Annotated in this window: 24 protein-coding genes; 13 read left to right on the forward strand and 11 right to left on the reverse strand. The window is 59.2% G+C overall.

From position 1 onward, the window contains the following. Positions 1–264: 264 nt before the first annotated feature. The 8 genes from gyrB to dnaA form a co-directional block, all read right to left on the reverse strand. Positions 265–2,322, reverse strand: a complete 2,058-nt coding sequence (gyrB, locus tag AXE86_RS05670) for a DNA topoisomerase (ATP-hydrolyzing) subunit B (RefSeq protein WP_061945455.1) — start codon at positions 2,320–2,322, stop codon at positions 265–267. A 222-nt stretch (positions 2,323–2,544) separates the two neighbouring features. After that, positions 2,545–2,940 carry a HepT-like ribonuclease domain-containing protein gene (locus AXE86_RS13570; RefSeq protein WP_083501205.1) on the reverse strand — a complete coding sequence of 132 codons (396 nt, stop codon included), beginning with the start codon at positions 2,938–2,940 and terminating at the stop codon, positions 2,545–2,547. After that, on the reverse strand, positions 2,834–3,175 hold the full coding sequence (locus AXE86_RS05675; RefSeq protein WP_061945457.1) for a nucleotidyltransferase family protein: 342 nt from the start codon (positions 3,173–3,175) through the stop codon (positions 2,834–2,836). Before AXE86_RS05675 ends, AXE86_RS13570 begins: the two co-directional genes overlap by 107 nt. A 12-nt stretch (positions 3,176–3,187) precedes the next feature. After that, a complete protein-coding gene (locus AXE86_RS05680; protein ID WP_061945459.1) occupies positions 3,188–4,096 on the reverse strand; it encodes a DUF721 domain-containing protein in 909 nt (302 codons plus the stop codon). A 196-nt stretch (positions 4,097–4,292) separates the two neighbouring features. Beyond that, positions 4,293–5,411, reverse strand: a complete 1,119-nt coding sequence (recF, locus tag AXE86_RS05685) for a DNA replication/repair protein RecF (RefSeq protein ID WP_061945461.1) — start codon at positions 5,409–5,411, stop codon at positions 4,293–4,295. Between the two features lie 2 nt (positions 5,412–5,413). Beyond that, positions 5,414–5,626 (reverse strand): RNA-binding S4 domain-containing protein, encoded by a 213-nt coding sequence (locus AXE86_RS05690; RefSeq protein ID WP_442983645.1) that lies wholly within the window; start codon positions 5,624–5,626, stop codon positions 5,414–5,416. A 4-nt stretch (positions 5,627–5,630) separates the two neighbouring features. Further along, the gene (dnaN, locus tag AXE86_RS05695) at positions 5,631–6,773 is read right to left on the reverse strand and encodes a DNA polymerase III subunit beta (protein WP_061945466.1); all 1,143 of its coding nucleotides are present in this window, start codon (positions 6,771–6,773) and stop codon (positions 5,631–5,633) included. Between the two features lie 326 nt (positions 6,774–7,099). Then, on the reverse strand, positions 7,100–8,551 hold the full coding sequence (gene dnaA, locus AXE86_RS05700) for a chromosomal replication initiator protein DnaA (protein ID WP_061945468.1): 1,452 nt from the start codon (positions 8,549–8,551) through the stop codon (positions 7,100–7,102). A gap of 336 nt (positions 8,552–8,887) precedes the next feature. Between dnaA and rpmH the strand changes: the two genes are divergently transcribed. From rpmH to AXE86_RS05750, 10 genes are all read left to right on the forward strand, one after another. Then, positions 8,888–9,022, forward strand: coding sequence for a 50S ribosomal protein L34 (gene rpmH / locus AXE86_RS05705; protein WP_006305399.1), 135 nt, complete (start codon positions 8,888–8,890; stop codon positions 9,020–9,022). 53 nt (positions 9,023–9,075) lie between these two features. Beyond that, entirely contained in the window at positions 9,076–9,468 is a 393-nt protein-coding gene (gene rnpA / locus AXE86_RS05710; protein WP_009753473.1) for a ribonuclease P protein component, read from the forward strand. Next, positions 9,465–9,674, forward strand: coding sequence for a membrane protein insertion efficiency factor YidD (gene yidD / locus AXE86_RS05715; protein WP_009753474.1), 210 nt, complete (start codon positions 9,465–9,467; stop codon positions 9,672–9,674). Before rnpA ends, yidD begins: the two co-directional genes overlap by 4 nt. 73 nt (positions 9,675–9,747) lie before the next feature. Then, the gene (locus AXE86_RS05720; RefSeq protein WP_061945470.1) at positions 9,748–10,422 is read left to right on the forward strand and encodes a YidC/Oxa1 family membrane protein insertase; all 675 of its coding nucleotides are present in this window, start codon (positions 9,748–9,750) and stop codon (positions 10,420–10,422) included. Next, the gene (jag, locus tag AXE86_RS05725) at positions 10,422–11,450 is read left to right on the forward strand and encodes an RNA-binding cell elongation regulator Jag/EloR (protein ID WP_061945472.1); all 1,029 of its coding nucleotides are present in this window, start codon (positions 10,422–10,424) and stop codon (positions 11,448–11,450) included. Before AXE86_RS05720 ends, jag begins: the two co-directional genes overlap by 1 nt. Positions 11,451–11,670: 220 nt before the next feature. After that, complete coding sequence (gene mnmE / locus AXE86_RS05730; protein WP_061945474.1) at positions 11,671–13,050, forward strand: tRNA uridine-5-carboxymethylaminomethyl(34) synthesis GTPase MnmE; 1,380 nt, start codon at positions 11,671–11,673, stop codon at positions 13,048–13,050. Between the two features lie 54 nt (positions 13,051–13,104). Then, the gene (gene mnmG, locus AXE86_RS05735; protein ID WP_061945476.1) at positions 13,105–14,985 is read left to right on the forward strand and encodes a tRNA uridine-5-carboxymethylaminomethyl(34) synthesis enzyme MnmG; all 1,881 of its coding nucleotides are present in this window, start codon (positions 13,105–13,107) and stop codon (positions 14,983–14,985) included. Positions 14,986–15,181: 196 nt separating this feature from the next. Continuing rightward, entirely contained in the window at positions 15,182–16,174 is a 993-nt protein-coding gene (locus tag AXE86_RS05740; protein WP_232294934.1) for an HlyD family secretion protein, read from the forward strand. Further along, positions 16,164–17,093 carry an ABC transporter ATP-binding protein gene (locus tag AXE86_RS05745; RefSeq protein ID WP_061945480.1) on the forward strand — a complete coding sequence of 310 codons (930 nt, stop codon included), beginning with the start codon at positions 16,164–16,166 and terminating at the stop codon, positions 17,091–17,093. Before AXE86_RS05740 ends, AXE86_RS05745 begins: the two co-directional genes overlap by 11 nt. Continuing rightward, positions 17,090–18,196 (forward strand): ABC transporter permease, encoded by a 1,107-nt coding sequence (locus AXE86_RS05750; protein ID WP_061945482.1) that lies wholly within the window; start codon positions 17,090–17,092, stop codon positions 18,194–18,196. Before AXE86_RS05745 ends, AXE86_RS05750 begins: the two co-directional genes overlap by 4 nt. A 295-nt stretch (positions 18,197–18,491) precedes the next feature. Here the strand turns inward: AXE86_RS05750 and AXE86_RS13480 are convergent, their stop codons facing one another. After that, positions 18,492–18,614, reverse strand: coding sequence for a hypothetical protein (locus AXE86_RS13480; protein ID WP_009753482.1), 123 nt, complete (start codon positions 18,612–18,614; stop codon positions 18,492–18,494). Positions 18,615–18,758: 144 nt separating this feature from the next. On the opposite strand from AXE86_RS13480, the gene AXE86_RS05755 reads away from it, so the two are divergent. Further along, complete coding sequence (locus tag AXE86_RS05755; protein ID WP_061945484.1) at positions 18,759–19,169, forward strand: hypothetical protein; 411 nt, start codon at positions 18,759–18,761, stop codon at positions 19,167–19,169. Between the two features lie 225 nt (positions 19,170–19,394). Next, a complete protein-coding gene (locus tag AXE86_RS05760) occupies positions 19,395–19,796 on the forward strand; it encodes a hypothetical protein (protein ID WP_061945486.1) in 402 nt (133 codons plus the stop codon). Positions 19,797–19,914: 118 nt separating this feature from the next. On the opposite strand, the gene AXE86_RS05765 is transcribed toward AXE86_RS05760, so the two are convergent. Next, complete coding sequence (locus AXE86_RS05765; RefSeq protein ID WP_232294935.1) at positions 19,915–21,456, reverse strand: WG repeat-containing protein; 1,542 nt, start codon at positions 21,454–21,456, stop codon at positions 19,915–19,917. Between the two features lie 291 nt (positions 21,457–21,747). On the opposite strand from AXE86_RS05765, the gene AXE86_RS05770 reads away from it, so the two are divergent. Further along, positions 21,748–22,179 carry a hypothetical protein gene (locus AXE86_RS05770; protein WP_061945490.1) on the forward strand — a complete coding sequence of 144 codons (432 nt, stop codon included), beginning with the start codon at positions 21,748–21,750 and terminating at the stop codon, positions 22,177–22,179. 118 nt (positions 22,180–22,297) lie between these two features. Here AXE86_RS05770 and AXE86_RS05775 read toward each other — a convergent pair whose 3' ends face one another. Further along, positions 22,298–23,734 carry a purine-cytosine permease family protein gene (locus tag AXE86_RS05775; protein ID WP_061945492.1) on the reverse strand — a complete coding sequence of 479 codons (1,437 nt, stop codon included), beginning with the start codon at positions 23,732–23,734 and terminating at the stop codon, positions 22,298–22,300. Between the last annotated feature and the right edge of the window lie 276 nt (positions 23,735–24,010).

The following is a 24,010-nucleotide window of genomic DNA, read 5'->3' on the forward strand; positions in this document are numbered from 1 at the left end:
TATGTTTGGCAGAGAACCCCGCCTACAGTTTGGATGCATGAGGCGGGTTTTCTCTTTTATCGTTTAACCGACATGATCAATACGGTGAACACAACGAGAAATGTTAAAAACTCGTAGGTCTCCATACGGATCCCCCCTTTCGGGGGCGAGATTGCCGCCTACCGTGAATAGCAGTGCTTACATTTAGTATAGCACAGGAACATACGCAACAAAATCCCCTTGACGCACATGGCGTCAAGGGGATTTTTCTATCTCAATTCTAAATCAAATATCCAGATTTCGTACGAGTTTCGCGTTCTCCTCGATGAACTGGCGGCGCGGCTCGACCTTGTCGCCCATAAGGATGGTGAAGAGCTCGTCTGCCGTCTCGGCATCCTCTGCGCCGACCCGCAGCATCGTGCGCCCCTCGGGGTTCATGGTCGTCTCCCAGAGCTGCTCGGGGTTCATCTCGCCGAGTCCCTTGTAGCGCTGGATGGTTACGCCGTCGCGCCCGATCTCGTCGAGCTTTTTCGCCTGCTCCTCGTCGGAGTAGGTGTAGAAATGCTTCTTGTCCTTGCGGATCTGATAGAGCGGCGGCTGCGCGATGTAGACGTGCCCGTGGTCGACGAGCGGCTTCATGTAGCGGTAGAAGAATGTGAGGAGCAGCGTGCGGATATGCGCGCCGTCCACGTCTGCATCGGTCATGATGATGATCTTGCTGTAGCGGCGCTTCGCGAGGTCGAACTCCTCGCCGATGCCTGTGCCGAACGCCGTGATCATCGTGCGGATCTCGGCATTGGCAAAGATCTTGTCGAGGCGTGCCTTCTCCACGTTGAGGATCTTGCCGCGCAGCGGGAGGATCGCTTGGAACCTTCGGTCGCGTCCCTGCTTCGCAGAGCCCCCCGCAGAGTCGCCCTCGACGATGTAGATCTCGCACTGGTCGGGATCCTTGACGGAGCAGTCCGCGAGCTTGCCGGGGAGGCTGGAGACCTCAAGTGCGTTCTTGCGGCGCGTCAGCTCACGTGCCTTGCGTGCCGCCTCGCGGGCGCGCGATGCCATCAGCGCCTTATCCAGCACCTTTTTCGTGACGGCGGGGTTCTCCTCGAAGTACTCCGTCAGTCCCTCGGTGACGATGGAGTCGACGATGCCGCGCACCTCGGAGTTGCCGAGCTTCGTCTTGGTCTGCCCCTCGAACTGCGGCTCGCGCACCTTGAGGCTGATGACGGCAGTCAGTCCCTCGCGCACGTCCTCGCCCGAGAGGTTGCCATCCTTGTCCTTCAGCACGTTCAGGCGGCGCGCAAAGTCGTTCGCCGCGCGCGTGAGGGCGATCTTAAAGCCCGCGAGATGCGTGCCGCCCTCCTCGGTGTTGATGTTATTGACAAAGCTGTAGATATTTTCCTGATAGCTGTCGTTGTACTGCATGGCGATCTCAACGACGGTGTCGTCCTTCACGCCGTTGAAGTAGATCGGCTCCTCGTTGATCGTTTCCTTTTTTCGGTTGAGGTGGGAGACGAAGGAGCGGATGCCGCCGTCAAAGTGGAAGGTCTCGCTGCGCACCTCGGCGCCGCGCTCATCGGTGAGCGTGATCGTGATGCCGTGGTTGAGGAAGGCGAGCTCGCGCAGGCGATGCTTCAGCGTGTCAAAGCTGTAGGTCGTGACGGTGAAGATCTCGGGGTCGGGGACGAAGTGGACGCGCGTGCCCGTTGTATCAGATGTGCCGATCTCGTGCAGCTTCGTCGTGGTGACGCCGCGCGAAAAGGAGATCGCAAAGATTTTCCCGTCGCGGCGCACCTCGACGTCCATCTCCGTGGAGAGGGCGTTGACGACGGAGACGCCGACGCCGTGCAGACCGCCGGAGACCTTGTAGCCGTCGCCGCCGAATTTGCCGCCCGCATGGAGGACGGTCAGAACGACCTCGACGGCGGGCATGCCGCTCTCGTGCATATCGACGGGGATGCCGCGTCCGTTGTCCGTGACGGTGATGCTGTTGTCCTTGTGTACCGTGACGCCGACCGTGTCGCAGTAACCCGCGAGCGCCTCATCGATGGAGTTGTCCACGACCTCATAAACGAGATGATGCAGGCCGCGCTCTGATGTCGAGCCGATGTACATGCCGGGACGCTTGCGTACCGCCTCCAGTCCTTCGAGGACTTGGATCTGTCCCGCGCCGTAGTCGGCGTCGACGGCGGTCACCTCATCGCCCATCTCCTCCTCCGAGATCGCGATACCCGTAAGATCGGGCGCATCTGCCATCTCAGCGGCTTCCTTTGCCTCCTCGGGGGTCAGCGGACGGATCTCCGCCTGCTCGTCCGTCGTTTCATTTGGGTTATTTTTCTTTGCCATTATGTCCTCCTTGGGGGTCGATCATCGGTGCTATACGAAATACATCACAGTGATTTTCTTTTAGTATATTAAGGAAGCACTGATAAATTCGGTACAACCATCTTGACGCATCTTTTTTGCCCGCACTTCGGCGGAAAATCCTCCACAGAGCACCACTCTGCGTCCGGTTTTCCACCTCGTTCGGACGAAAAAATCTACGCCAATCTGGCAGACCTCATTTTATCAGTGATTCCTTACACAATATGCCTTAAGCAAAGGAATATCTCGATGAACCATCATCCATACTTTATCCATATCAATCGAGATATGGTAGGAATGTGCAAAAAAATTTCGCATCCCTTTGATGAGTTTCCACGCGACTTCTTGATGTTCTGTAATAAATGCGTCGGAGAAACTCCGCGACGCTTCCCCTATCGTCTGTAATGCCATAGAGCAAGCATGCTGAAAGAGACGATCCTTGATAAAATCATCCCGTGTTTTGCCAAAACGTTCCTGTGCCTCGTCGATATCCTCACAATACTGAACGATAATTTGCAGAATCTGTGCGTCCTTCGGACTGAGCATCATAGAGCAGCACCTTGTCTCTTTCCACATATTTTGCAAAAATCGGATACTCATTCGGAATGCGCGTAATCATATCTACATCCTTTGCAACAGCATCCTCTAGATCCATGCGAAATGCAATCAAATCCAACAAACTCACATGATTCCCCGACGCGGCGTAGACGTCCACGTCACTGTCCTCACGCGCCTCACCGCGTGCATACGAGCCGAAGAGCCATACCTTTTCAATTTTGTATTTCTCGCAGATGGGGCGGATTTTATCACGGATTTCGTCAATACTGAGAATCATGGGTGTCACCCCCTACGATTTCTTCGCCCTGCGTTTTTTCATCTCTTCCCAGAACTCACGTGTGGTGATGAGCTCGTTGCGCAGTTCCCAGAAGGTGCTCTGTATCTTCTTCGGTGTGACCTGCTCGGGCGGCAGGCCGCGATGCAGCATAGTGAGGAGGCGTGCATTCTCGCTGTCCTGTGCCGTGTACTCCGTGCGTCCCGCAATGCTGCGGATGAGATCGGCACGCTCACTGCCGACCATGAGTGCATCCGCCGATGGGATCCGCCGCGTGATGTCCGCGAGCTTTGCCCACGGCTCACGCCGCAGGATGGCACGTACCTCGCGCCGCAGGCCGCGCTCCTCGCTGCGGCGGCAGTCCATGCAGACGCCGCTGGTGAGCCGCCCGCAGACGGGGCATGGGGTGAGTCCTCGTGCCTCCTTGAGGTTCCGCGCCTTGCGCGTCGTCAGATACGCGCGCTCAATGTGCGTGCGCAGGTCGCTGTCCTCAATCCGGGCAGCGAGCGACGCCCCACGCGCAATCTCTGCATCCGTCAGCCCCGTCTGTGCGAGCGCACGCCGATAGGCAGCAGGCGTCTCCGCCGCGGCATCGTCTGCTGTCTGTAGGGCGGGGCGCATCGTGCGTGCAAAGGCAATTTCCGTCACCATACGCCCGCCTGCATAGTTGTTGACGCGCTGGACGATCTCGGGCGCACTCATGCGCATCTCGTTCTTCCAGACGGCATCGGGCGCATAGAGAAAGAGCTTCTTGTCCTTTACCGCGACCGCATGCACGCGGCGTGCGACCATCTCCCCCATGATGTCCGCCCAGTGAGAGAGAGTCGTATGCGTTATGTAGTCGCGCTCAAAGGAGGGACCGAGGCGACGAATCGCGGCGCGCACATCGTCGTCCGCGCCCGCCGTGCCAAGTGTCGTACGCACGTCTCTTCCTCCTCTGTGTCAATCCCGCATCAATACATCGGATTGGGTATCCCATACGTCCATGGCGCCCCCTCCACCGCTTGCGCGGTCCCCCTCCCCCGTATCGTACGGGGGAGGCTAAGGCAACATGGATACATTCCGCTGCATGGCATTGACGCATCTTCTCCACACATCAACGGAAAATCTATGCGAATCCTTAATTCTCCCGCACTGTCCCCGCCTCCACATACCGATACGTCCCCATGCGCTCTGCGGGGAAATACGCCGCATCGGTCGCCGTGATAAAGGTCTGGATGTGCTCGTGGCGGATAAAGTCGAGGAGGGCGCGGCGGCGGTCGGCATCGAGCTCGCTCATCACATCATCGAGGAGGAGGATCGGCGCCTCGCCGATATTCTCCTGCAGGTAAAAGAGTTCCGCGAGCTTCAGCGCGAGCGCCCCCGTACGCTGTTGCCCCTGCGAGCCGTAGCTCCTGAGGCTCATGCCGCCGACGCGCAGGACGAGATCGTCGAGATGCGGCCCGACGCCCGTCGCCGCCCGCGCTATATCGCGCGCACGCCCCTCGCATAGCATCTTATTATACCATAGATGGAGTGACTCTGTCATGTCGTCTTCGGCAAAGTCCTCTGCCCCCGCGCCTGCGATCTCATAGGCGAGCGCGAGCTCTTCCCCGGCCGCGAGCACCGCCTGCACGCGCGCGGAGAGCGCACCGAGCTGCGCGACTGCCGCGATGCGCCGCGTCACGATGTAGGCGGCACTCCTTGCGAGCTGCGCATCCCACGGAGGGAGATCGTCCGGTGCGGCGAGACGCTCGCGGATATCCTTCAGCACGGCGTTGCGCTGCTTTAGGATGCGCGTATAGCGCAGGAGCTCACCGTAGTAGGCGGGACTCGCCTGCGAGAGCTCCGCATCGAGATAGCGTCGGCGGAGCGCCGGCGCGCCCTTGACGAGAAAGAGATCCTCGGGGGAGAAGAGCACCATCGGCAGGAGACCGACGAGATCGCGCTGGCGCAGGCTCTCCCCCGCGTAGGTAATGCGCCGCCGCGCCCCGCGGGCAAAGGTAAAGGAGAGCTCGCCCGGCACATCGTGCCGCCGAAACGAAAGCCCGATGTGCGCGCCATCTGCCCCCGCGCGAATGAGCTCCGCATCGCTCGATGTGCGATGGGAGCGTCCAAAGGCGGCGTAGTAGAGCGCCTCGATGATATTCGTCTTGCCCTGTGCATTCGCGCCGAGAAAGATCTGCACCCCGAGATCGAACGCGAGGTGCAGCGTCTCATAGCTGCGATAGCTGCGCAGCGTCAGCTCTGTGATCTGCATTGTTACACGCGCACGACGCGGTATGCATCACTGCTATTGATTGTGATGACATCACCGGGGACGAGCTTGCGCCGCCGTGCCGTCTCCGGCACATCGTTGCGCAGGATTATGCCCTCCGCGAGGAGCGCCTTGACCTCGCCGCCACTCGCCACGGCCCCCGCCAGTTTCAGAAACTGATCCAGCTGGATCGTATCGGTATGAATCGCGATATCCATCACGTCAGTGCGTCCTCACAGGCGTTACCACATAGATATAGTTCGGATCGGCCTCCTCGCGGATCGTGATCGGCGAGAGGTTGACCCCCTGCTCGTTCGAGCCCTGCAGAGAAAGGATACACGTATCGCTGTCGAGCGACTTCATCGCATCCATCAGATAGGAGGCGTTGAACGCGATCGTCACATCATCGCCCTCGACCTGTGCCGTGATTGTCTCCTCCGCCTCACCGATCTCGGGGCTGTTCGAGGAGATGCACATCATCCCGTCCGCAAAGCGCAGCTTGACAATATTGTACTGATCCGTACGCGCAATGAGAGAGGCGCGGTCGACGGCAGCAGAAAATGCCGCGACATCAAGCGTCACCTTCGTGCGGATATTCGCATCCTGCGGAATGACGCGGCGATAGTCGGGGAATGCCCCCTCAATGAGCCGCGAGGTCATATAGATGTTGTCGAACGAGACACTGATCTGATTATAGGAGCACGACATATGGACATCAGACGGCACATCGCTGTTCATTGTCCGTGTTACTTCCTCTAAAAAGCGTGCAGGGATGATGACGCGGATCTGACCGGCCTCCTCCTCCAGCTGCTCGCTTTTGACCGCGAGACGATGAACGTTCGTCGCAGCGAACGTGACCTCGCGTCCTTCGACCTCGAGCTGGCAGCCCGTGAAGATCGGACGACGGTCGCGCTGCTCCTCCTTGAGACAGGCAAAAGCAGATTTCTTGACAAGACGTGCAAGGACACGATCTTTGATGGTAAATTGCAGTGTTCCGTCCATACGCTGCAATACAGGAAAGTCCGTAACCTCCATGGTACGAAGGGTGAATCGTACCGTACCCGAGCGGATCTCGGCGAGCCCGTCGGAGCTCTCCGTGTTGATCGAGACCTCCTCAGCGGGCAGTTTGCGTGCGAACTCTGTGAGATACTTTCCGGGGAGAACGGCGGTGCCGGTGCCGTGAATCTCGGCCGGGATGGTCATGATAAAGCCCAGCTCATAGTTCGTGGTCTGGAGTTCGAGCTGTCCTTCTCTGGCGTTCATGTAGACACCGGAGAGAATCGGGGTCTGGGGCTTGGTCGAGAGGCCTTTGCTGACGATCTGCAGCGCGGCGATCAGGTCGCTCTTGGGCAGGGTGATGTTCATGATGAGTCCTTTCGCTTTCTGTGCGGCGTGGGGTTTTCGATGGCCACGTGGTGTATATAAATATAGTAACGGTAGTAGTAGGCGCTGTGGATATGTGGAAAATGGGAAAATCTCTAGTTGTGGCGGGCCTGTGGCTGTGGATTATTGAGGTCGAGTTATGCCTGACTTATCCACAGTTTACACAGATCGGTAGTGGATGAGTCATTTTTCCACAGTACGTCCACATGTCATGAGACGTCTCCTGCACAGTGTTGTCCACAGGGGGACGTACGGTCGATGGGGTAGAAGGAGCACGGATCGATTCGGCGCGACGGATCAGCGATTCGTTAAATCCCGCGGACCTGGATGGAGAGCGACTTGATGAGTGCATCGGTGGCAGGATCGCTCTCTGTGAGACTCTGGATCTTCTTGTGCGCGTGGATGACCGTCGAGTGGTCGCGGTTGAAGAATCCACCGATCGTCGGCCACGATACCTCCGTCATCTCGTGACAGAGATACATGGCGATCTGGCGTGGATAGGCGATGTCGTTGCTGCGCTTCGAGGAGCGGATGTCCTCGCTCGTCACTTTGAAATGCGTGCAGACGATGCGCTCGATCATCTCCATCGTGATGCGGCGCCCCTTCTCCCCGCGCAGATAGTTGCCGAGCGCGGCGACGCAGGTCGTCTCGTTGATCGGCATACGCATCATGGAGGCGTATTTGATGAGGCGCGTGAGGGCACCCTCGAGCTCGCGGATGTTGCTGTCCACGCGGCTCGCGATATAGGTCACCACATCGGCGGGGATATCGACGTCCTCGCTCTGTGCTTTTTTCTGGAGGATCGCGACGCGTGTCTCGAACTCCGGCGGCTGGATATCGACGGGCGCACCGCCTGCGAAGCGCGAGATCAGACGATCCTCGAGCCCCTTGACATCCTGCGGCTGGCGATCCGAGGTCAGGATGATCTGGCTGCCGTTGTCGCGCAGCTTGTTGAACGTCTGGAAAAACTCCGTCTGCGTCTGCTCCTGCCCCGCAAAGAACTGGATATCGTCGATCAGCAGCACGTCGATATGGTAGTATTTCTCGCGGAATGCGTCCATGTTCTTCTCGCGGATGGAGCGGATGAATTCATTCGTAAAGTCCGTGCTCGCGATATAGAGGACGCGTTTTTTTGGATCGTCGGCGAGGATCTTGTGGCCGACCGCGTGCATGAGATGCGTCTTGCCGAGCCCCACGCCGCCGTAGATGAAGAGCGGGTTGTGCGAGGGGAGCCCCGGCGCGTCAGCGACGGCCTTTGCCATGGCGTAGGGGAACTGGTTCGAGCGACCCGTGACGAACGCCTCAAAGGTATACTTCGGGTTGAGCGTCGTCGCGTCGTCCGGCGCCGGCGCGTGCGTTTCGGGCGGCGTGAGCGGGAGACTGCCCTGCGTGGGGTATGTCGCCTGCTCGTCCGCGGCGATATGCCCGGCGGCGGCCTCCTCTGCCATGGCGGGTTCCACCGGGATTTCCTTCGCCGCAGGCGGCTCTTTCTGGGATGCTGCCGCCGGATCAATAACGATCCGGAACGTATAGCCGGCACCGAGCGCCTTTTGTATGACATCACCGAACAGTGCACCCAGACGTGATTCTACGTATTGCTTCTGGATATCTTCGCCAACGGCAAGCAGCAGTTCCTTATCGTTGAGTGAAACGGGCACAATGGGCAAAATCCACTTCTTTACTGCGTCTTCGTGAATGATTCCGCTGGTCTTATCCAGCACTTTTTGCCACAGGTCGGCGAGGTTCTTTTCTTCGGACATACAATTTTGTCCCTTCGTAAAAATTTGTTATCAACAGAGTTATTCACACTTGTGGATAACTCTTCCGATGTGAAACGCTAGGTAATCCGTGAAGATCGAAAATTATGCACGATGTTTTCACAGGTTTTCCACAATGAACCAAGAGATATTTTATCAAAAAAAAGCGGACTTATCAACAGGTGCTTTGGTCTTATCCACCAAAAAAAGGGCGAAATCATGCCCGTGTGCCTTGACATACGCGCGTTTTTTCGTCTATAATGTGACCTGATTCACACGCGAGACTACCTGCGCGGCGGTATGTGCCGCGCGTTGCAGCAGAAAAGGAGGTGACGAGAGGTGAAGAGAACATTTCAGCCGAACAATCATTGGAGAAAAAAGACGCATGGATTCCGTGAGCGCATGAAGACGAAAGGCGGCCGCCTCGTACTCAAGAGAAGGCGTCAGCGCGGAAGAAAGAAACTTTCGGCGTAATATCGCTGGACTTTGGGCAGGAGGTCACCGCAGGTGGCCTCTTTTTTACGAATATGGAACAGAAAAGATATACACTGCCGCGCAGCAGGATGATCAAGCGCCGCAGCGACTTTCAGTGCGTCTATCAAAAGGGGCGCTCGGTCGCGGGGCGGAGCATGATCCTCTATGTCCTGCGCGACCCGCGTGTCGCGGGAAAGGTCGGCTTTGCCGCCGGGAAAAAACTGGGCTGTGCCGCCGTGCGCAGCCGCACGAAGCGCCTCCTGCGCGAGGCGTACCGCTGTCTGCAGCATGAGCTGCGCGGCGATGTGGGGATCCTCCTCATCGGGCGCGCGGGACTCGCGGACGGCAAGATGCAGGACGCCGCCGAGGACCTGCGCCGCCTCATCCGTCGTGCGGGGATCTTTGCTGACGGCGCATCGGAAAAACATCGGAGGGAGCACGGATGAAACGCCTGCTGCTCTTCCTCATCCGCTTTTATCGCGCGGCGATTTCGCCGCTCTTTCTGCCGCATTGCCGCTACTACCCGACCTGCTCAGCGTATGCCTTGGAGGCGGTCACGCGCTACGGCGCATGGCGCGGCGGGTGGATGGCACTGCGGCGCATCCTGCGCTGTCACCCCTTTCATCGGGGCGGCTATGACCCCGTACCGTAACGAAACGATTCCGAACATCCGAAATACAGACGACTTCGACTACCAAACGTCCCAATCGTAGGAGGAACTATCCTTGATCGAATTTTTCAGCAATCTGTTTGCGCCCATCATCCATATATTGCAGACGATCCTCGGCGCATTCTACTCCGTTACCAGTGCCGCCGGCCTTGAGAGCTACGGCTTTCCCATCATCCTGCTCACCATCCTCATCAAGCTCGTGACCTACCCGCTCACCGTCAAGCAGGTCAAATCCATGAAGGCGATGCAGGACATCCAGCCGAAGATGAAGAAAATCCAAGAAAAATACAAGCACGACCCGCAGATGCTCCAGCAGAAGACGGGCGAGCTCTTCCGCGAGGCGGGCGTCAACCCGCTCGCCGGCTGTCTGCCGCTCCTCGTACAGATGCCGATCCTCATGGGCATGTACTACGCGCTCTTTAACTTTACCTTCCCGAGCGCGGAGGCGGCGGCGTTCTTCTGGCTGCCGAGCATGAGCGAGCCGGATCCTTACTACATCCTCCCCGTCCTCTCGGCGGCGACGACCTTCCTCCAGCAGAAAATGACCTCCAGTGAGATGACGGGTCAGATGAAGATCATGATGACCGTCATGCCGCTCTTCATCGGCTGGATCAGCCTCACCTTCCCATCGGGACTCGTCCTCTACTGGGTCACGATGAACATAGTCCAGATCGCCCAGCAGTGGTGGATGTACCGCGGTGAGGACAAGACGGCAAAGGGGGCGGCGTAATGGCGGAGATCATCGAGACGACAGGCAAGACCGTCGAGGATGCCCTCGCAGCAGCACTGGAAAAACTCGGCTGCGGCCGCGAGGAGGTCACCTACGAGGTGATTCAGGAGCCGTCAGGCGGCTTCCTCGGGCTCTGGGGCAAACGCGAGGCGCGCATCCGCGTCACGACGCGTCCCATCATCCGTCCGCATCATCAGGAGATCCCGACCCCGCCGTCGCCGACCATCACCGCTGCACCGCGCGAGGAGAGTGCGCCCGCGCGCAGCGAGGACGACGGCTTCGACCCGCGCGCCAAGCGCTACCACACTGATCTGCGCTCCTCCGCACGCCGCGCTGCGGCAGGCGATGGATCGCGCATGGAGACCGAGCGGCGCGAACCTGCCCCGCGGCGAGAGCGTCCTGCACGGGACGACGCGCCGCGCGGCTACGGCAATGCGCGTCCGCGCTACGAGGGGCCGCGCGAGCATGAGGGCGGCTATCCGCCGCGCCCGCGCCGCGAGCGCAGTGACGTACCGCTCCTCCCGCTCACCGATGAGATGGCGGCGGCAGCAGAGGGCTTCCTCGGCAAGATCTTTGCCGCGATGGGACTCTCCGTCACACTGAACCGCGCGGATACGCCCACGGGCACGATCTTCAACATGCACGGGGAGAACCTCGGCATCCTCATCGGCAAGCATGGTGCGACGCTCGACGCGCTCCAGTACCTCACGAACCTCGTCGTGAATAAAATCCCGGAGACGGGCTTTGCGCGCATCATCCTCGACGTGGAGGACTACCGCGCCCGCCGCGAGGAGACGCTCATCCGCCTCGCGGGACATCTCGCGGACAAGGCGTGCCGCATCGGCGAGGAAATTCATCTCGAGCCGATGAGCCGCCACGAGCGCAAGATCATCCACATGGCACTGCAGGACAATCGCCGTGTCACGACCTACAGCGCGGGCGAGAATCCGCGCCGCTACGTTGTTATCGTCCCGAAGCGCCGCCGCTACGGCCGCAATGAGGACGGCTATGAGCCGTACGAGCAGTGACTGCCTCGCTCCACTGAGAAATGGGGACGGCAATACTCCTAGGGAATCGCTGATCATAAGCGTACAAGCGCACGCCCGCTTGTGCAACAAGGTGTTTGCGTGGAGTATGCAGTCTTGATATTTTGATGCAGATACTTATAGGGTTGTTATACGGAGGGAACTTCGTGCAGCAGCCTTTTTTTGCACAGTGCACCAAACAACGACAGAAAGGACGCGTGTCATGACCGAGGACACCATCAGCCAGATCGCGACCCCGCACGGCGCGGGCGGCATCGGCATCATCCGCGTGAGCGGAGAGGATGCGCTCGGCGTTGCGCGCCGCGTCTTTCGGCCTGCGGCGGGCGGCACGCTCGGTGACATCGCGCCCTATACGGCGCGCTATGGACACATCGTCGCGGCGGACGGCACGGTGATCGACGAGTGCATCCTCCTCTATATGCGTGCGCCGCACTCCTATACGGGCGAGGATACGGCAGAGCTGCAGTGTCACGGCGGCGCGGTCGTCCTGCGCGAGGTGCTCCTCAGGACATGGGAGGCGGGCGCGCGTCCCGCAGAGGCGGGAGAGTTCACGAAGCGCGCCTTTCTCCATGGGCGGCTTGACCTCGCGCGCGCCGAGAGCGTCATGGAGCTGATCGCGGCAAAGAGCACACGCGCCGCGCATGCCGCACGGGAGCGGCTCGCAGGTGCATTCTCCCATGCAGTGACGGACATCCGCACACAGATTCTCAGTGCCGTCGCGCACATCGAGGCAGGGATCGACTTCCCCGAGGACGACATTCCCGCTGCGTCCGCCGAACGCCTTGCCGCGGAGATCGACGCCGCCTCTGCCGCCGTCCGCCGTCTGCTTGCGGGCGCGGATACGGGACGCGTCCTGCGCGATGGGGTCAAGACCGTCATCGTCGGCCGTCCGAACGTCGGCAAATCGAGCCTCCTCAACGCCCTCCTCGGCATGGAGCGCGCCATTGTTACCGATGTGCCGGGCACGACGCGTGACGTCATCGAGGAGGAGATCAGCGTGGCGGGCATCCCCCTGCGGCTTCTCGATACGGCAGGACTGCGCGCGGCAGAGGACGCCGTCGAGCAGATCGGCGTCGCACGCACCGAGCAGCACCTCATGGATGCAGAGCTGATCCTTGCCGTCTTTGACGCGTCAGAGCCGCTGACCGCGGAGGATCACGCGCTCCTTGCGCGCCTTTCGGCGGCAGCGGCAGATACCATCATCCTCTGCAGCAAAGAGGATCGCCCCTCCGTACTGAGTGCGGCGGACTTTGCCGCCGTCGCTGCGCCCGTCCTCCGCATCTCGGCGCAGGAGGGCACGGGGCTCGATGCCCTGCGGGAGGAGATCGCCGCGCACATCGTTCAGCGGGAGGGCGACCTCAGCGATGGGGCGCTCCCAAACAAGGAGCGCGAGACCGAGGCACTGCGCCGTGCGGAGGCGCATCTCGCGGCGGCGGCAGAGACCCTCGCCGCAGGTCTTGGGACGGACTTCGTCTCCATCGACCTGCGTGCCGCCTACGACGCGCTCGGCGAGATCCTCGGCGAGACCGTCGATACCGACCTGATCGACCGCATCTTCAGCGAGTTCTGCATCGGGAAGTAAACATAACACGAATAAAATCAGGTTTATGTTATAAAAATAGGGGAAAATATATACGTGAACAGCAGTACAAACTACGACATCATCGTCATCGGCGCAGGCCATGCGGGCATCGAGGCGGCGCTTGCCGCGGCACGTATGGGACAGCGTACACTCATTGTCACACTGTCGCTGGACAATATCGCCATGATGCCGTGCAATCCGTCGGTCGGCGGCCCCGGCAAGAGCCACCTCGTCCGCGAGATTGACGCGCTCGGCGGCGAGATGGGGATTGCGGCGGACCGGGCGAGCATCCAGCGGCGCCTGCTGAACACGGGCAAGGGACCTGCCGTCCATGCCCTGCGCATGCAGGCGGACAAGTTCCTCTATCAGCGCATCATGAAGGAGACGCTCGAGAACACGGAAAACCTCGACGTGCGCCAGCTGCTCGTAACGGAGCTCATCACGGAGGAGAGCACGGGAGAAAAGCGTGTGACCGGCGTCGTCTGCGAGACGGGGGAACGCCTGACGGCACACGCCGTCATCCTCGCGACGGGGACCTATCTGCGCGGGCGCATCATCCTCGGCGAGACGATCTATGACGGCGGCCCGAACGGCCAGCGCCCGGCGATGTCGCTCTCGGACTCTCTGCGTGCTGTCGGACTGAAGCTGATGCGGTTCAAGACGGGGACGCCCGCGCGCGTTGACCGCCGCACACTCGACCTCGCGGAGACGGCACTGCAGGAGGGTGACACTGATGCACCTGCCTTCTCCTTCCTGACGGATACGATGCCCGACGCGCAGACCCCCTGCTACCTTACCTACACGAACGAGGCGACCCATGCCGTCATCCGTGCGAACCTCCACCGCGCGCCGATGGCGAACGGCGTCATCGAGGGCATCGGTCCGCGCTACTGCCCCTCGATCGAGACGAAGATCGCGCGTTTCCCCGACAAGGAGCGGCATCAGCTCTTTCTTGAGCCGGAGGGACTGCATACCAATGAAATATATGTACAGGGTATGTCTACCAGTCTGCCGACAGATGTGCAGGAGGCGTTTCTCACGACGATTCCAGGCCTCGAGCATGCACGCATCATGCGCCCCGGCTATGCCATCGAGTACGACTGCCTCGACCCGCTGCAGCTGGAGGCGAGTCTCGCTGTCAAAGAGATCGCAGGGCTTTACTCTGCGGGACAGGCGAACGGGACGAGCGGCTACGAGGAGGCGGCGGCACAGGGCCTCGTCGCGGGCATCAACGCTGCGCGTGCCTGCATGGGAGAGGAGCCGCTCATCCTGCGGCGCAGCGACGGCTACATCGGCGTTCTCATCGATGACCTCGTGACGAAGGGAACAGAGGAGCCGTACCGCATGATGACGAGCCGCGCCGAGTACCGTCTCGTCCTGCGGCAGGACAACGCCGACCTGCGGCTGACGCCCATCGGACGCCGCATCGGACTCGTCTCGGATGCGCGCTGGACGCGCTTTACGGCAAAGCGCGTCGCGATCGATGCGGCGCTCCGTCTCCTGCGGGAGCGGCGGCTCAGCCCGAGCGCCGAGACGGAGGCGCTGCTCGCAGGCGCGGGCATCTCTCCGCTGCGGACACCCATGACCCTCTTTGCCCTGCTTGCACGCGAGGGCGACTACCGTGCACTCGCCGCCGTCTTTGACCTCCCGCCGCTTGCCGACGACGTGCGCGAGGAGGTCGAGATCACGGCGCGCTACGACGGCTACATACGGAAACAGGAGGAGCAGATTGCGCGCATGGAGCGGCTTGAGGCACGGCGCATCCCCGCCGATACAGACTACGCGGCAATCGGCAGCCTGCGCCTCGAGGCGGCAGAGAAACTCTCCGCCGTCCGCCCGCGCTCCATCGGACAGGCGTCGCGCATCAGCGGCGTTTCGCCGGCCGACATCTCCGTCTTGCTCGTATACCTCGAGAGGGCGCGGCGCACATCGTAATTTCAGATCAAAAGAAAGAGCCTGTCTGCGGATAGGCTCTTTTTGAGTGAAACTATGTTTGTATTCGAATCACAGGAGACAAAATTGAAGACCCTGCGGAGCACCAGACCATTTTAATCTCATATCAATTCCTCTGAGCGCACGCCAATGATATACTGTATAAGATTATATGATTTTGCGGAAAGGAGAGCGCTGCATGAAGATGAAGATGGCACGGATCGTTCTGCTCCTTCTCGCGCTTATCCTGCTCGCTGTATTTGCCTACCGCGAATACGCGGCGCAGGAGCTGCGCGCGCAGCTCCTCACGGGGACGGTCGAGGCGACGCGGGTGGAGGTCAGCACGAAGGAGAGCGGCTGCATCGAGGAGCTCTTTCTGCAGGAGGGGATGACGGTGCGTGCCGGCGATCCAGCGGCACGCATCGGCCGGCGTGATCTGGACGCCGCAGTTCTGCGCGATGAGGCGGCGCTCGCTCATGCCGAGACGAGCCTCCAGCGGACGCAGAGCGGCAACCGTGCGGAAGAGATTCGCGCAGCGGCGGAGCGGACGAATGCCGCACGCGCTGCCGCGGAGAAAGCAGATGCCGACTATGCGCGCGGCGCGGAGCTCATCGCGGGCGGAGCAATCTCCCAACAGGCATTTGACGGACTGCGCGAGGCGCGCGACGCGGCGAATGCGAACCTGCGTGCGGCACAGCAGGAACAGGCGCTCACGGAGAGCGGCAGCCGTCCCGAGGATATCCGCATGGCGGAGGAGGATGTGCGGCGCCAGCAGGCAATCCTCGAAATCGACGCCTCTGCGGTCAGCGATCTCACGGTCCGCGTGCCGAAAGACGGCATCGTCCTGTCAAAGAACTATGAACGGGGTGAGTTTGTCCGCGCGGGCATGCCGATTGCAACGCTCATCGATCCGCAGGACGTTTGGGTCAAGGTCTATGTGCCGACCGACGTGCTCGGCGATCTGCGCATCGGGGATCCGGCGAAAGTCTACATTGACGGACAGGCGGATCCTTTGGACGGCACGATCAAGGAGATCAGCGATGCGGCAGAGTTTACCCTGCGCCAGAGCATCACGAAGAACGAGCGCGCGAACCTCGTCTTTGGCGTAAAGGTCGCGGTGGATAATGCCGCGGGTATTCTAAAGCCCGGCATGCCCGCGGATGTGGACTTGGAGCCCCGGAATGGAACGTGAGCCGCGCGCGGACGACGCGCCCGTGATCGAGACGCACGACCTCACGCGCGTATTCGGCAGCTACACTGCGGTGGACCGGCTGAATCTCTCCGTGCCGCGCGGGGCGATCTACGGCTTCATCGGCTCGAACGGCTCGGGGAAGTCCACGGCCATCCGCATGATCTGCGGTCTCCTCCCGCCGACGAGCGGCACGGCATTTGTGCTCGGCTGCAATACCGCCGTGCATCCGGAGCGCGCGCGGCAGGCGCTCGGCTACATGTCGCAGCGGTTCAGCCTCTATACGAATATGACCGTTCGTGAAAACATGATGTTCTACGGCGGTCTCTATGGTCTGTCGCGGGAGGAGCGGCGCACGCGCGTCGCGGAGGTGATCGCACGGATGCAGCTCACGGACCGCGCCGACGTGCTCGCGGGCGGCCTCTCGGGCGGGCAGAAGCAGCGCCTTGCGCTCGGCTGCGCCATTCTCCACCGTCCCGCGCTCCTCGTGCTCGACGAGCCGACCTCCGCCGTTGACCCGACCTCGCGGCGGCTCTTTTGGAACCTGCTCTCGGAGATGGCGGGGACGGAGCGGACGACGATCTTTGTCACGACGCATTTTATGGATGAGGCGGAGCACTGCGACGAGATTGCCTTCCTGCAGCGCGGAAAGAAGATCGCCTCCGGTTCCCCGTCTGCGCTCAAGGAGGAGCTGCCCGCGCGGCTCTACGTCCTGCCGCAGGACAGTGCGGAGGAGGGGGAGGCGGCGCTGCGGGCGGCGGGTGTGCCCTGCGATGAGGTCTATGTATTCGGACGGCAGGTGCGTGCACTCGTTCCGCGGGATACTGTGCTGCCGGAGCAGCTGCACGCGGCACCGTGGGATCTCACGATGGAGGACGTCTTTATCTACTACGACCGGCGGCAGAGGGAGGCACAGGGATGACGCGCATTCTTGCACTGCTCGCGAAGGAGCTCATTCAGATGCGGCGCGACCCGATCACGATCGGCGTGACCTTCCTCCTGCCCGTCATCTACCTCGTCGTGTTCGGCTTTGCCATCAGCACCGACGTGCGGCACCAGTCCACGGTCGTGTTTGATCAGTCGCGGAGCGAGGAGAGCCGCAGCTTCCTTGCGGCGATGACGGCGAGCGGCTATTTTGACCTGCGCTATATCGCGTGGAGCTACGATGAGCTGAACGAGCGGATCGAGCGCGGCGATGCAAAGATCGGCGTCGTCTTTCCGCCCAATCTCGTGCAGGAGGCGAATGCCGGACGCACCGTGCCGATCCAGATGATCGTTGACGCCTCAGACTCCATCGCCTCGACCTCCGCCATCGCGGCGGCAACAGGGCTCGGAATGCAGGTCCGTCCCACGGCCGCACACGGCGCATCTGCCGCGGCGCCGGCCTATGACGTGCGCATCCGCGCGTGGTACAACCCCGACGCCGTCACCTCGTACTACATGCTGCCCGCGCTCATGGGCATCATTCTCTCGATCACCATGGTGGTCATGGTCTCCATGTCCATCGTGCGCGAGCGCGAGGCGGGCACACTTGAGCAGCTTCTTGTAACGCCGCTGCATGTATGGGAACTGCTCATCGGCAAGATCCTGCCCTACATCATCCTCGGCTACATTCAGACGACGATCTGCGTCCTCATCGCCCTTGCGGTCTTCGGCGTGCCCCTGCGCGGGAGCATCCTGCTCCTCTACGGACTCACGACCCTCTTCCTCCTCGCCTCGCTCACGATGGGGCTTATGATCGCATCGCTCGCACAGAACCAGCTGCAGGCGGGGCTCATGAGCATCGCGACCCTCCTGCCGGGCTTCCTCCTCTCGGGCTTCATGTTTCCGCGCGAGGCGATGCCCACATTCTTTCAATACCTCAGCCTTGCCATCCCCATGACGCACTACATCGAGATCCTGCGCATGATCTTCCTCAAGGGCGGCGGCCTCACGGCGCTCTATCAGCAGACCGCCTTTCTCGCCCTCTTTATCCTCGTCTTCTTCGGCACCGCTGTGCGGAAATTCAAGCGGTCGGTGATATAAAAAAGCCCTTGGGCGTGATGCATCCAAAGGCGAGAATACGTTTGTATTTTAAATTCGACTGTGTTGCCATGTACTTGAACATCCGGGGCGGGAGCAATCCCGCGGCGGTGTCTTTCCCCCGAAAGGGGGTGAGCGGATATGTCTGAAATCGGTGCGATTCTCTTGTTGGTCGCTGCCACAGGCTATATTTTAGCGATAAAAAAACCGCCCAGCTTTTGACCGAGTGAGCGGTTATTCGAAAGGATATTAAGCAATCTTGGAAAGATGCCGTCAAGGACGTTTCTTTCTATGCTTACTATAACAGCCCGCCTGCCCCGATGCAGGCGGATTTTTTCTTTATAACACCGCAGTCAGCCGCTCCACGTCCCGCGTGCGTTCCCTCCATATAGCCCGAGGCAAAGGAAAGCCGTTCGCCCATTTCATCGGCTCCTTTTTTGCACGATTCTATACCATCGGACAGCATACGGGGATTCAAGGAGATTTGTTAAGAAAGGGAATTTTTTTCCGATAGAAATGGTAAGGACAATCGTACAGCACAGGATGCAAGAAGGGAGAGATTGAAATGGAACTTGAGAAAATCTATGGCAGCGGCGGAGCAGTGCCCGCATCATCTGCGCGGCGCACCCATGCGAAGGAGGACACCTCCGGCACATTTGCACGGATGCTGCAGAACATGCGCGAGGCCAAGCCCGTCAACAGCTATGGACGTGAGGACCTTGAGGGCGATACCGTCGTCACGCGCGTGCTCGCGGACGGCTCGGTCATCACACAGATCTATAAGGGAACGACGCTGATCTCTGAGACGACGACGCCCGGGACGAACCCCGAGGCGGGCAAGGCACTCATCTCCGAGCGTGTCGAGCAGCTGAAGCTTGACGAGGATGCGGCGCAGAACCCCCTGCTTGACTCGCACGCAGCGCAGGGTGCACAGGGCATCGCGGCACTCATTGGCACTGCGGTATCATCCGACTGATCCATGCAGCTGACCTCCTATCCTATGCGGACGGGAGGTCGCTGTGTCTCCCCGCCCCACTTCTCTGTTTTCCATCTGTGAAACAATACGCGTTTTGTTACATGGACGTGACAATTCCTTAGAATTTAACTAAAGTTTCTGAATCTACTTAAGAATCTCTGCGTCATTCCGATAACAGTGATAGGAGGTTACTATCTCGCAGGGAGCGCGAAAGGAGGGAAGAATATGAAATTCGATAAAATATATGTCGGGCGAGGTATTGCAGCACCGACTCCTGTGCGCCGCACCACGCATCTCGGCGAGGATACGGGCGACACTTTTGCGCGTATCCTGCAGGAAGAACGCGACGCGGCAGAAGCGGAACTCCAAAACCCCGAGAACAGCGAGCCGGATACGATTGTCACGCGTGTGCTCGCGGATGGGTCCGTTGTTACCCGCGCCTACAAGGGCGCGCGTCTCATTTCTGAGACAACGACACATGGCAATCGTCTCACTCCGAGCAAGGCGCTCATCGCGGAGCAGGCGACCTATCTGTCCGGTGCAGCACAGTCCGCCGCTGCGATGCTCGCATCGTTGACACCGCAGGGGGCGGCCGAACACACGGAACACATCAGCAATACGTTATAACATATAACATTGCCAAAACGACCTCTCACCCAGTGGAATGTGTGAGAGGCCGTTTTGTGTATGGGGGAGCATGGATCAGTCAGATCAGATCAAGACTTCTGCATCCCTGCCGTGTGTTTTATCCGCTGTAGTACGTTGACGATCCCATCATCCACAACACGTCGTATCGCAGTACCGCACTATACTGTGGGGAGACGACAATGCTGCCGCTTCGATCAATGAATCCCCACTTGCCGTCCTTTATGATCGGTGCAATTCCGGCGGAGAAATGCCACGGGAACTCCAGCCCTGCAGGGAGATGAAAGGCGATCTGTCCGGTCTTGTCAATGATGAGGACATCGTCTGCCGCACGTACGCGCGTGAGCCCCTCATGGAAATCATCTGCTTCATCGTAGGCAGGAGGGATGTGCATGATGCCGTCCCTGCCGACGTAGCCCCACTTCCTGCCGTCGCACACAGCGGCTAGATCATCGCAGAAATAGTGCATTTTGCTGTACTGCGGATGGACGATATAGGTACCGCTTCGATCAACAGCCCCCCATTGTCCATGCACCTTGACGAGGGCGATGCCGTCCTTGAACATGGTGGTATAGTCGTTCGTGGATGGGATAACCTCCGTGCCGGAGGTATTGATGTACCCGCGTCGAGCCCCATCGTCGATGATGCTGCCGTCATCTTCATAGAGCGGCGCTCCTGCGGCAAGAGAGAGCGCGCTTGTCACTGCTGAACCCAAATTGGCCAGTGTTCTTGTACCACGGGAATGGGACACTTCGGCAAGCCCGTCATAGAAGGAGCAGGCGGTGGACCACTGCATTTTGAACGGCGTCTTTCCTGCCTTGTCGATGAAGGTGATCTTTTTTCCTTTCATGACCAAGGCATACCCCTCATGAAATCCTTTCGGATGGCCCAGTTTGCGAAACTGCGGCGCGATCACCATTGCACCGCTCCTGTCGATAAAGCCCCATTTCTTGTCGATATTGACGGCGGCACGATCCTCGTGGAACGGCTCTGCGCGATCGTACGATGGGGGGATGACCATATTACCCGTCTCGTCGATGTAGCCGTATTGCTCCCCTTTCTTTCGGATGACAGCGGCACGCCCCTCGGAGAATGGCTCGACGCTGTAGAATATCTCATCCGTCAGGCGGCTCCCGTCACGGCGGCAGAGACGGTATTGATGATATTCTTCACCGATGCAGAGAATGCCGTGCCCCATCGGCTGGATTGACGCGTATGCGGCCGGCAGCAGCAGTGCTCCGCTGAGGTCGTATGCACCGACCTTGCCCTTCTCGTCGCGTACGACGATGATGTCATCCATGAGTGGCTTGATATTCACGTAGGCCGTGGGGACGATCTGCGTTCCATCCGCACGGATGATGCCCAGTCTGCCGTTCTTCTGGACGATGAGATAACCCTCTGCATAGGTAAAGATGCTGTCATACACAAGGGGGACGACCTCCGTTCCATCGGTAGCGACGGCACTCCATTTTCCGTTTTTCTGTACTTGGAATACGGTACGTGCGGTGTTCGGCATGATGACGGCGGAGGACAGCTCCTCCTGCGGTTTTTCTGCCGCCTGTCCGATGCCTGTGCTGAGGAGGAGGGCGGTGCTGAGCGCGGCGACGGCGGTGCACAGGCGTGTCATGTTCATCCGTGTCATTTCGTTCTCCTTTGTCATGGCGCAATCGTTTCATTTTGTTCTATTTCGCGGAAAAGATGCGCTTTCCTGCATAGGGCACAGGGGGGCTTCTCCAGTTTTTCCTGCGATCCTCCACAGCGCTTCACGCATCACTTTTCCATCGGCGCGATGAACGGCGGCGGTTGGATTCATCAAAAAAGCACGGCAGATGGCAAGGCCGTGCTTTTTCATTAGACGAATCTAATCCGTCGATGCTATCATGATGGTCAAAGCAATTCGGTCACAGGTATTCCCTAGGAGGTATGGCGAAAGATGATGACATCGATGATTGTCCTGATCCTGTTTGGCGTGGTGGCATGCGGCGCAGCGCTGTGGTCGATGTACTGCGGATTGCGCGGCGGAGCGACCAAAAAATTCCTCCATTTTGAGAACGGACGCCTGACCGTATACTATTACTCCTTCCCGGGGATGCACGAGAAGACATACGCGCTCGATCAGATCCGTGAGGTGCGCTTTACCCATCACTGGGTGCGCAGCCCTGTCTCGCATACGGGCAAGATGCAGATCGTATTGCACGACGGGACGGAGAGCCGGTCGTTCTTCTACGACGGAAGTGTCCACATGAAAAAGATGGTGCTCGCCACCTCGCTGGCGCTGATGAGCCTCACAACGAAGGAACTCGCCGAGGAGTTCCGCCGGCATGGCGTGCGCCGCATTATCATCGATCCGCACCTTTTGGAGTGAGGCAGGGCGGCGGAGACAATCAAAAAGCACGGCTTAGCGATAAAGCCGTGCTTTTTTAGCAGGGAGTCTGTGTATTTGAGGAAAGTTGCAATATGGGGACAATCAAATCTCGATCCGCTTATCCGTTGATTTGCTTTAAGATGCGCTGGTCTGCAACGGCATCTGGGAGAAATCGGTAGATGACGATGTAGACGATAAAGGAGACAATCATCGCAAAGACACCGGATGGGAACTCGCCGGGCAGCGTTACGCCATATGAGCAGTAGAGGGCGATTGCGGCACCGATGGCAAAGGACAGGAGGCCTGCCCAACGGATGGCGGGCTGGTATGCCAGTGCTGCGGCATTGTATTTCCGATGGCGTCCGGATACGAAGTAATCCGCCAGAATCGGAGATGCAATGGGCGGGCCCATAATGCCGAGCACATTGATGAAGTCTGCGAAGAAGAGCTGATAGAATGCAAGACTGCCGAGAATCGACCCGAGGACACCGATGACAATAACGACCTGCTTGCGCTCCACGTTGAACCCATATGAGCGGAGCACCGGCCCCGTATAGAGTGCATTGCAGTAGAGCTCGCCGTTGTCCGTCGTCCAGAGTGCGGATGTCCATACAATGACGCCAAGAATTGCTACCGGAATGCTGACCTGCAGCATATACATCACATAGTTAAAGTCGCCCGTCTGAACGGCGCCAATATAGCCGACGACGTTCAGAATCGGATTGGTGAAGATAAAGCATGCTGCTGCGCACCACCAAACGGCGCGGATGTTCTTATTGAAGCGGAAGAGCTCGGTTCCCATGATGGCACCCGCAATCCAGCTTCCGACGACCGCCGTAATCGCAGTACCCATGCTCATGCCGCTGAGCATGCCCGCCTTGCTGAGGAATGGAGACAGCCCGCCCGCCTGCGAGATATAGACGAACCCCATGACGATGGCGACGATCATGATGAACGGTGCGAAGATGTTCGCGACCTTCTCTATTGCGCCCATTCCGCGGACAGCCGTATAAGTAAATATGAGACCCCAGACGAATGTAGAGAGGAACTCCTCCAGTGTAATTGCTGCAACCCCGTGAAAGCCGTGGGCGTTCGGGTCAAAGACAACCACGCCGGACGGATTCCCGATCCATGCGCCCCAAATCTGCCCGATCATCCCCGCGATGCTTGCGAACCAGCCGAGTGTCATCAGCGACATCATGGCGAGCGGCAGGTTAGAACCGCGTTCACCATAGCTGAAGCGGCAGAGCAGGGACAGATTGTATCCGGTCTTTTGCGAGGCGATCCCGAGGAAGGAGGTCAGGAAAAACAGAAAGCCCATCCCCAGTGCAACGGAAAGAAATGCCGTGAGCGGAGGCAGTCCCGCACCACCCTGTCCTCCAATCTGTCCGCCGACGACGAGACCTGTTACAACGTAGCCGAATCCAATCCAGACCATGATCTGATCTTTGGTTGAATGCCGCTTATCCATCGGAACGGGTTCAGACATGAACTCCTGATCGTCCGGAACATTGTGCGGGTCATTCTCTTTTACAGAGGATTGTTTGTCCATCATTGTACCTCCTTATTCTGTCTTTCTGAGAGATGTCGTTCAGAGGATCGGTGATCCCGAGCGATCAATATCTCCTGAGTATACGAAAAATATTTTAGTGGTATATTTTTCGTAATATTTATGATACGTAAAAATTACATGAATGTCAATAAGAGAATGGCAAATCGTTTGAAGAATTTGTTAAATATACGAGAGATATTTTATACTTGCAAATCGACGAGAATCAGGGTATACTGAAAAACAAAAAGATTCGATTATTCTGAATGCGAGCGAGAAGGT

This window comes from Selenomonas sp. oral taxon 136 (assembly GCF_001554015.1).
In the GTDB taxonomy this organism is placed as follows: domain Bacteria; phylum Bacillota; class Negativicutes; order Selenomonadales; family Selenomonadaceae; genus Centipeda; species Centipeda felix.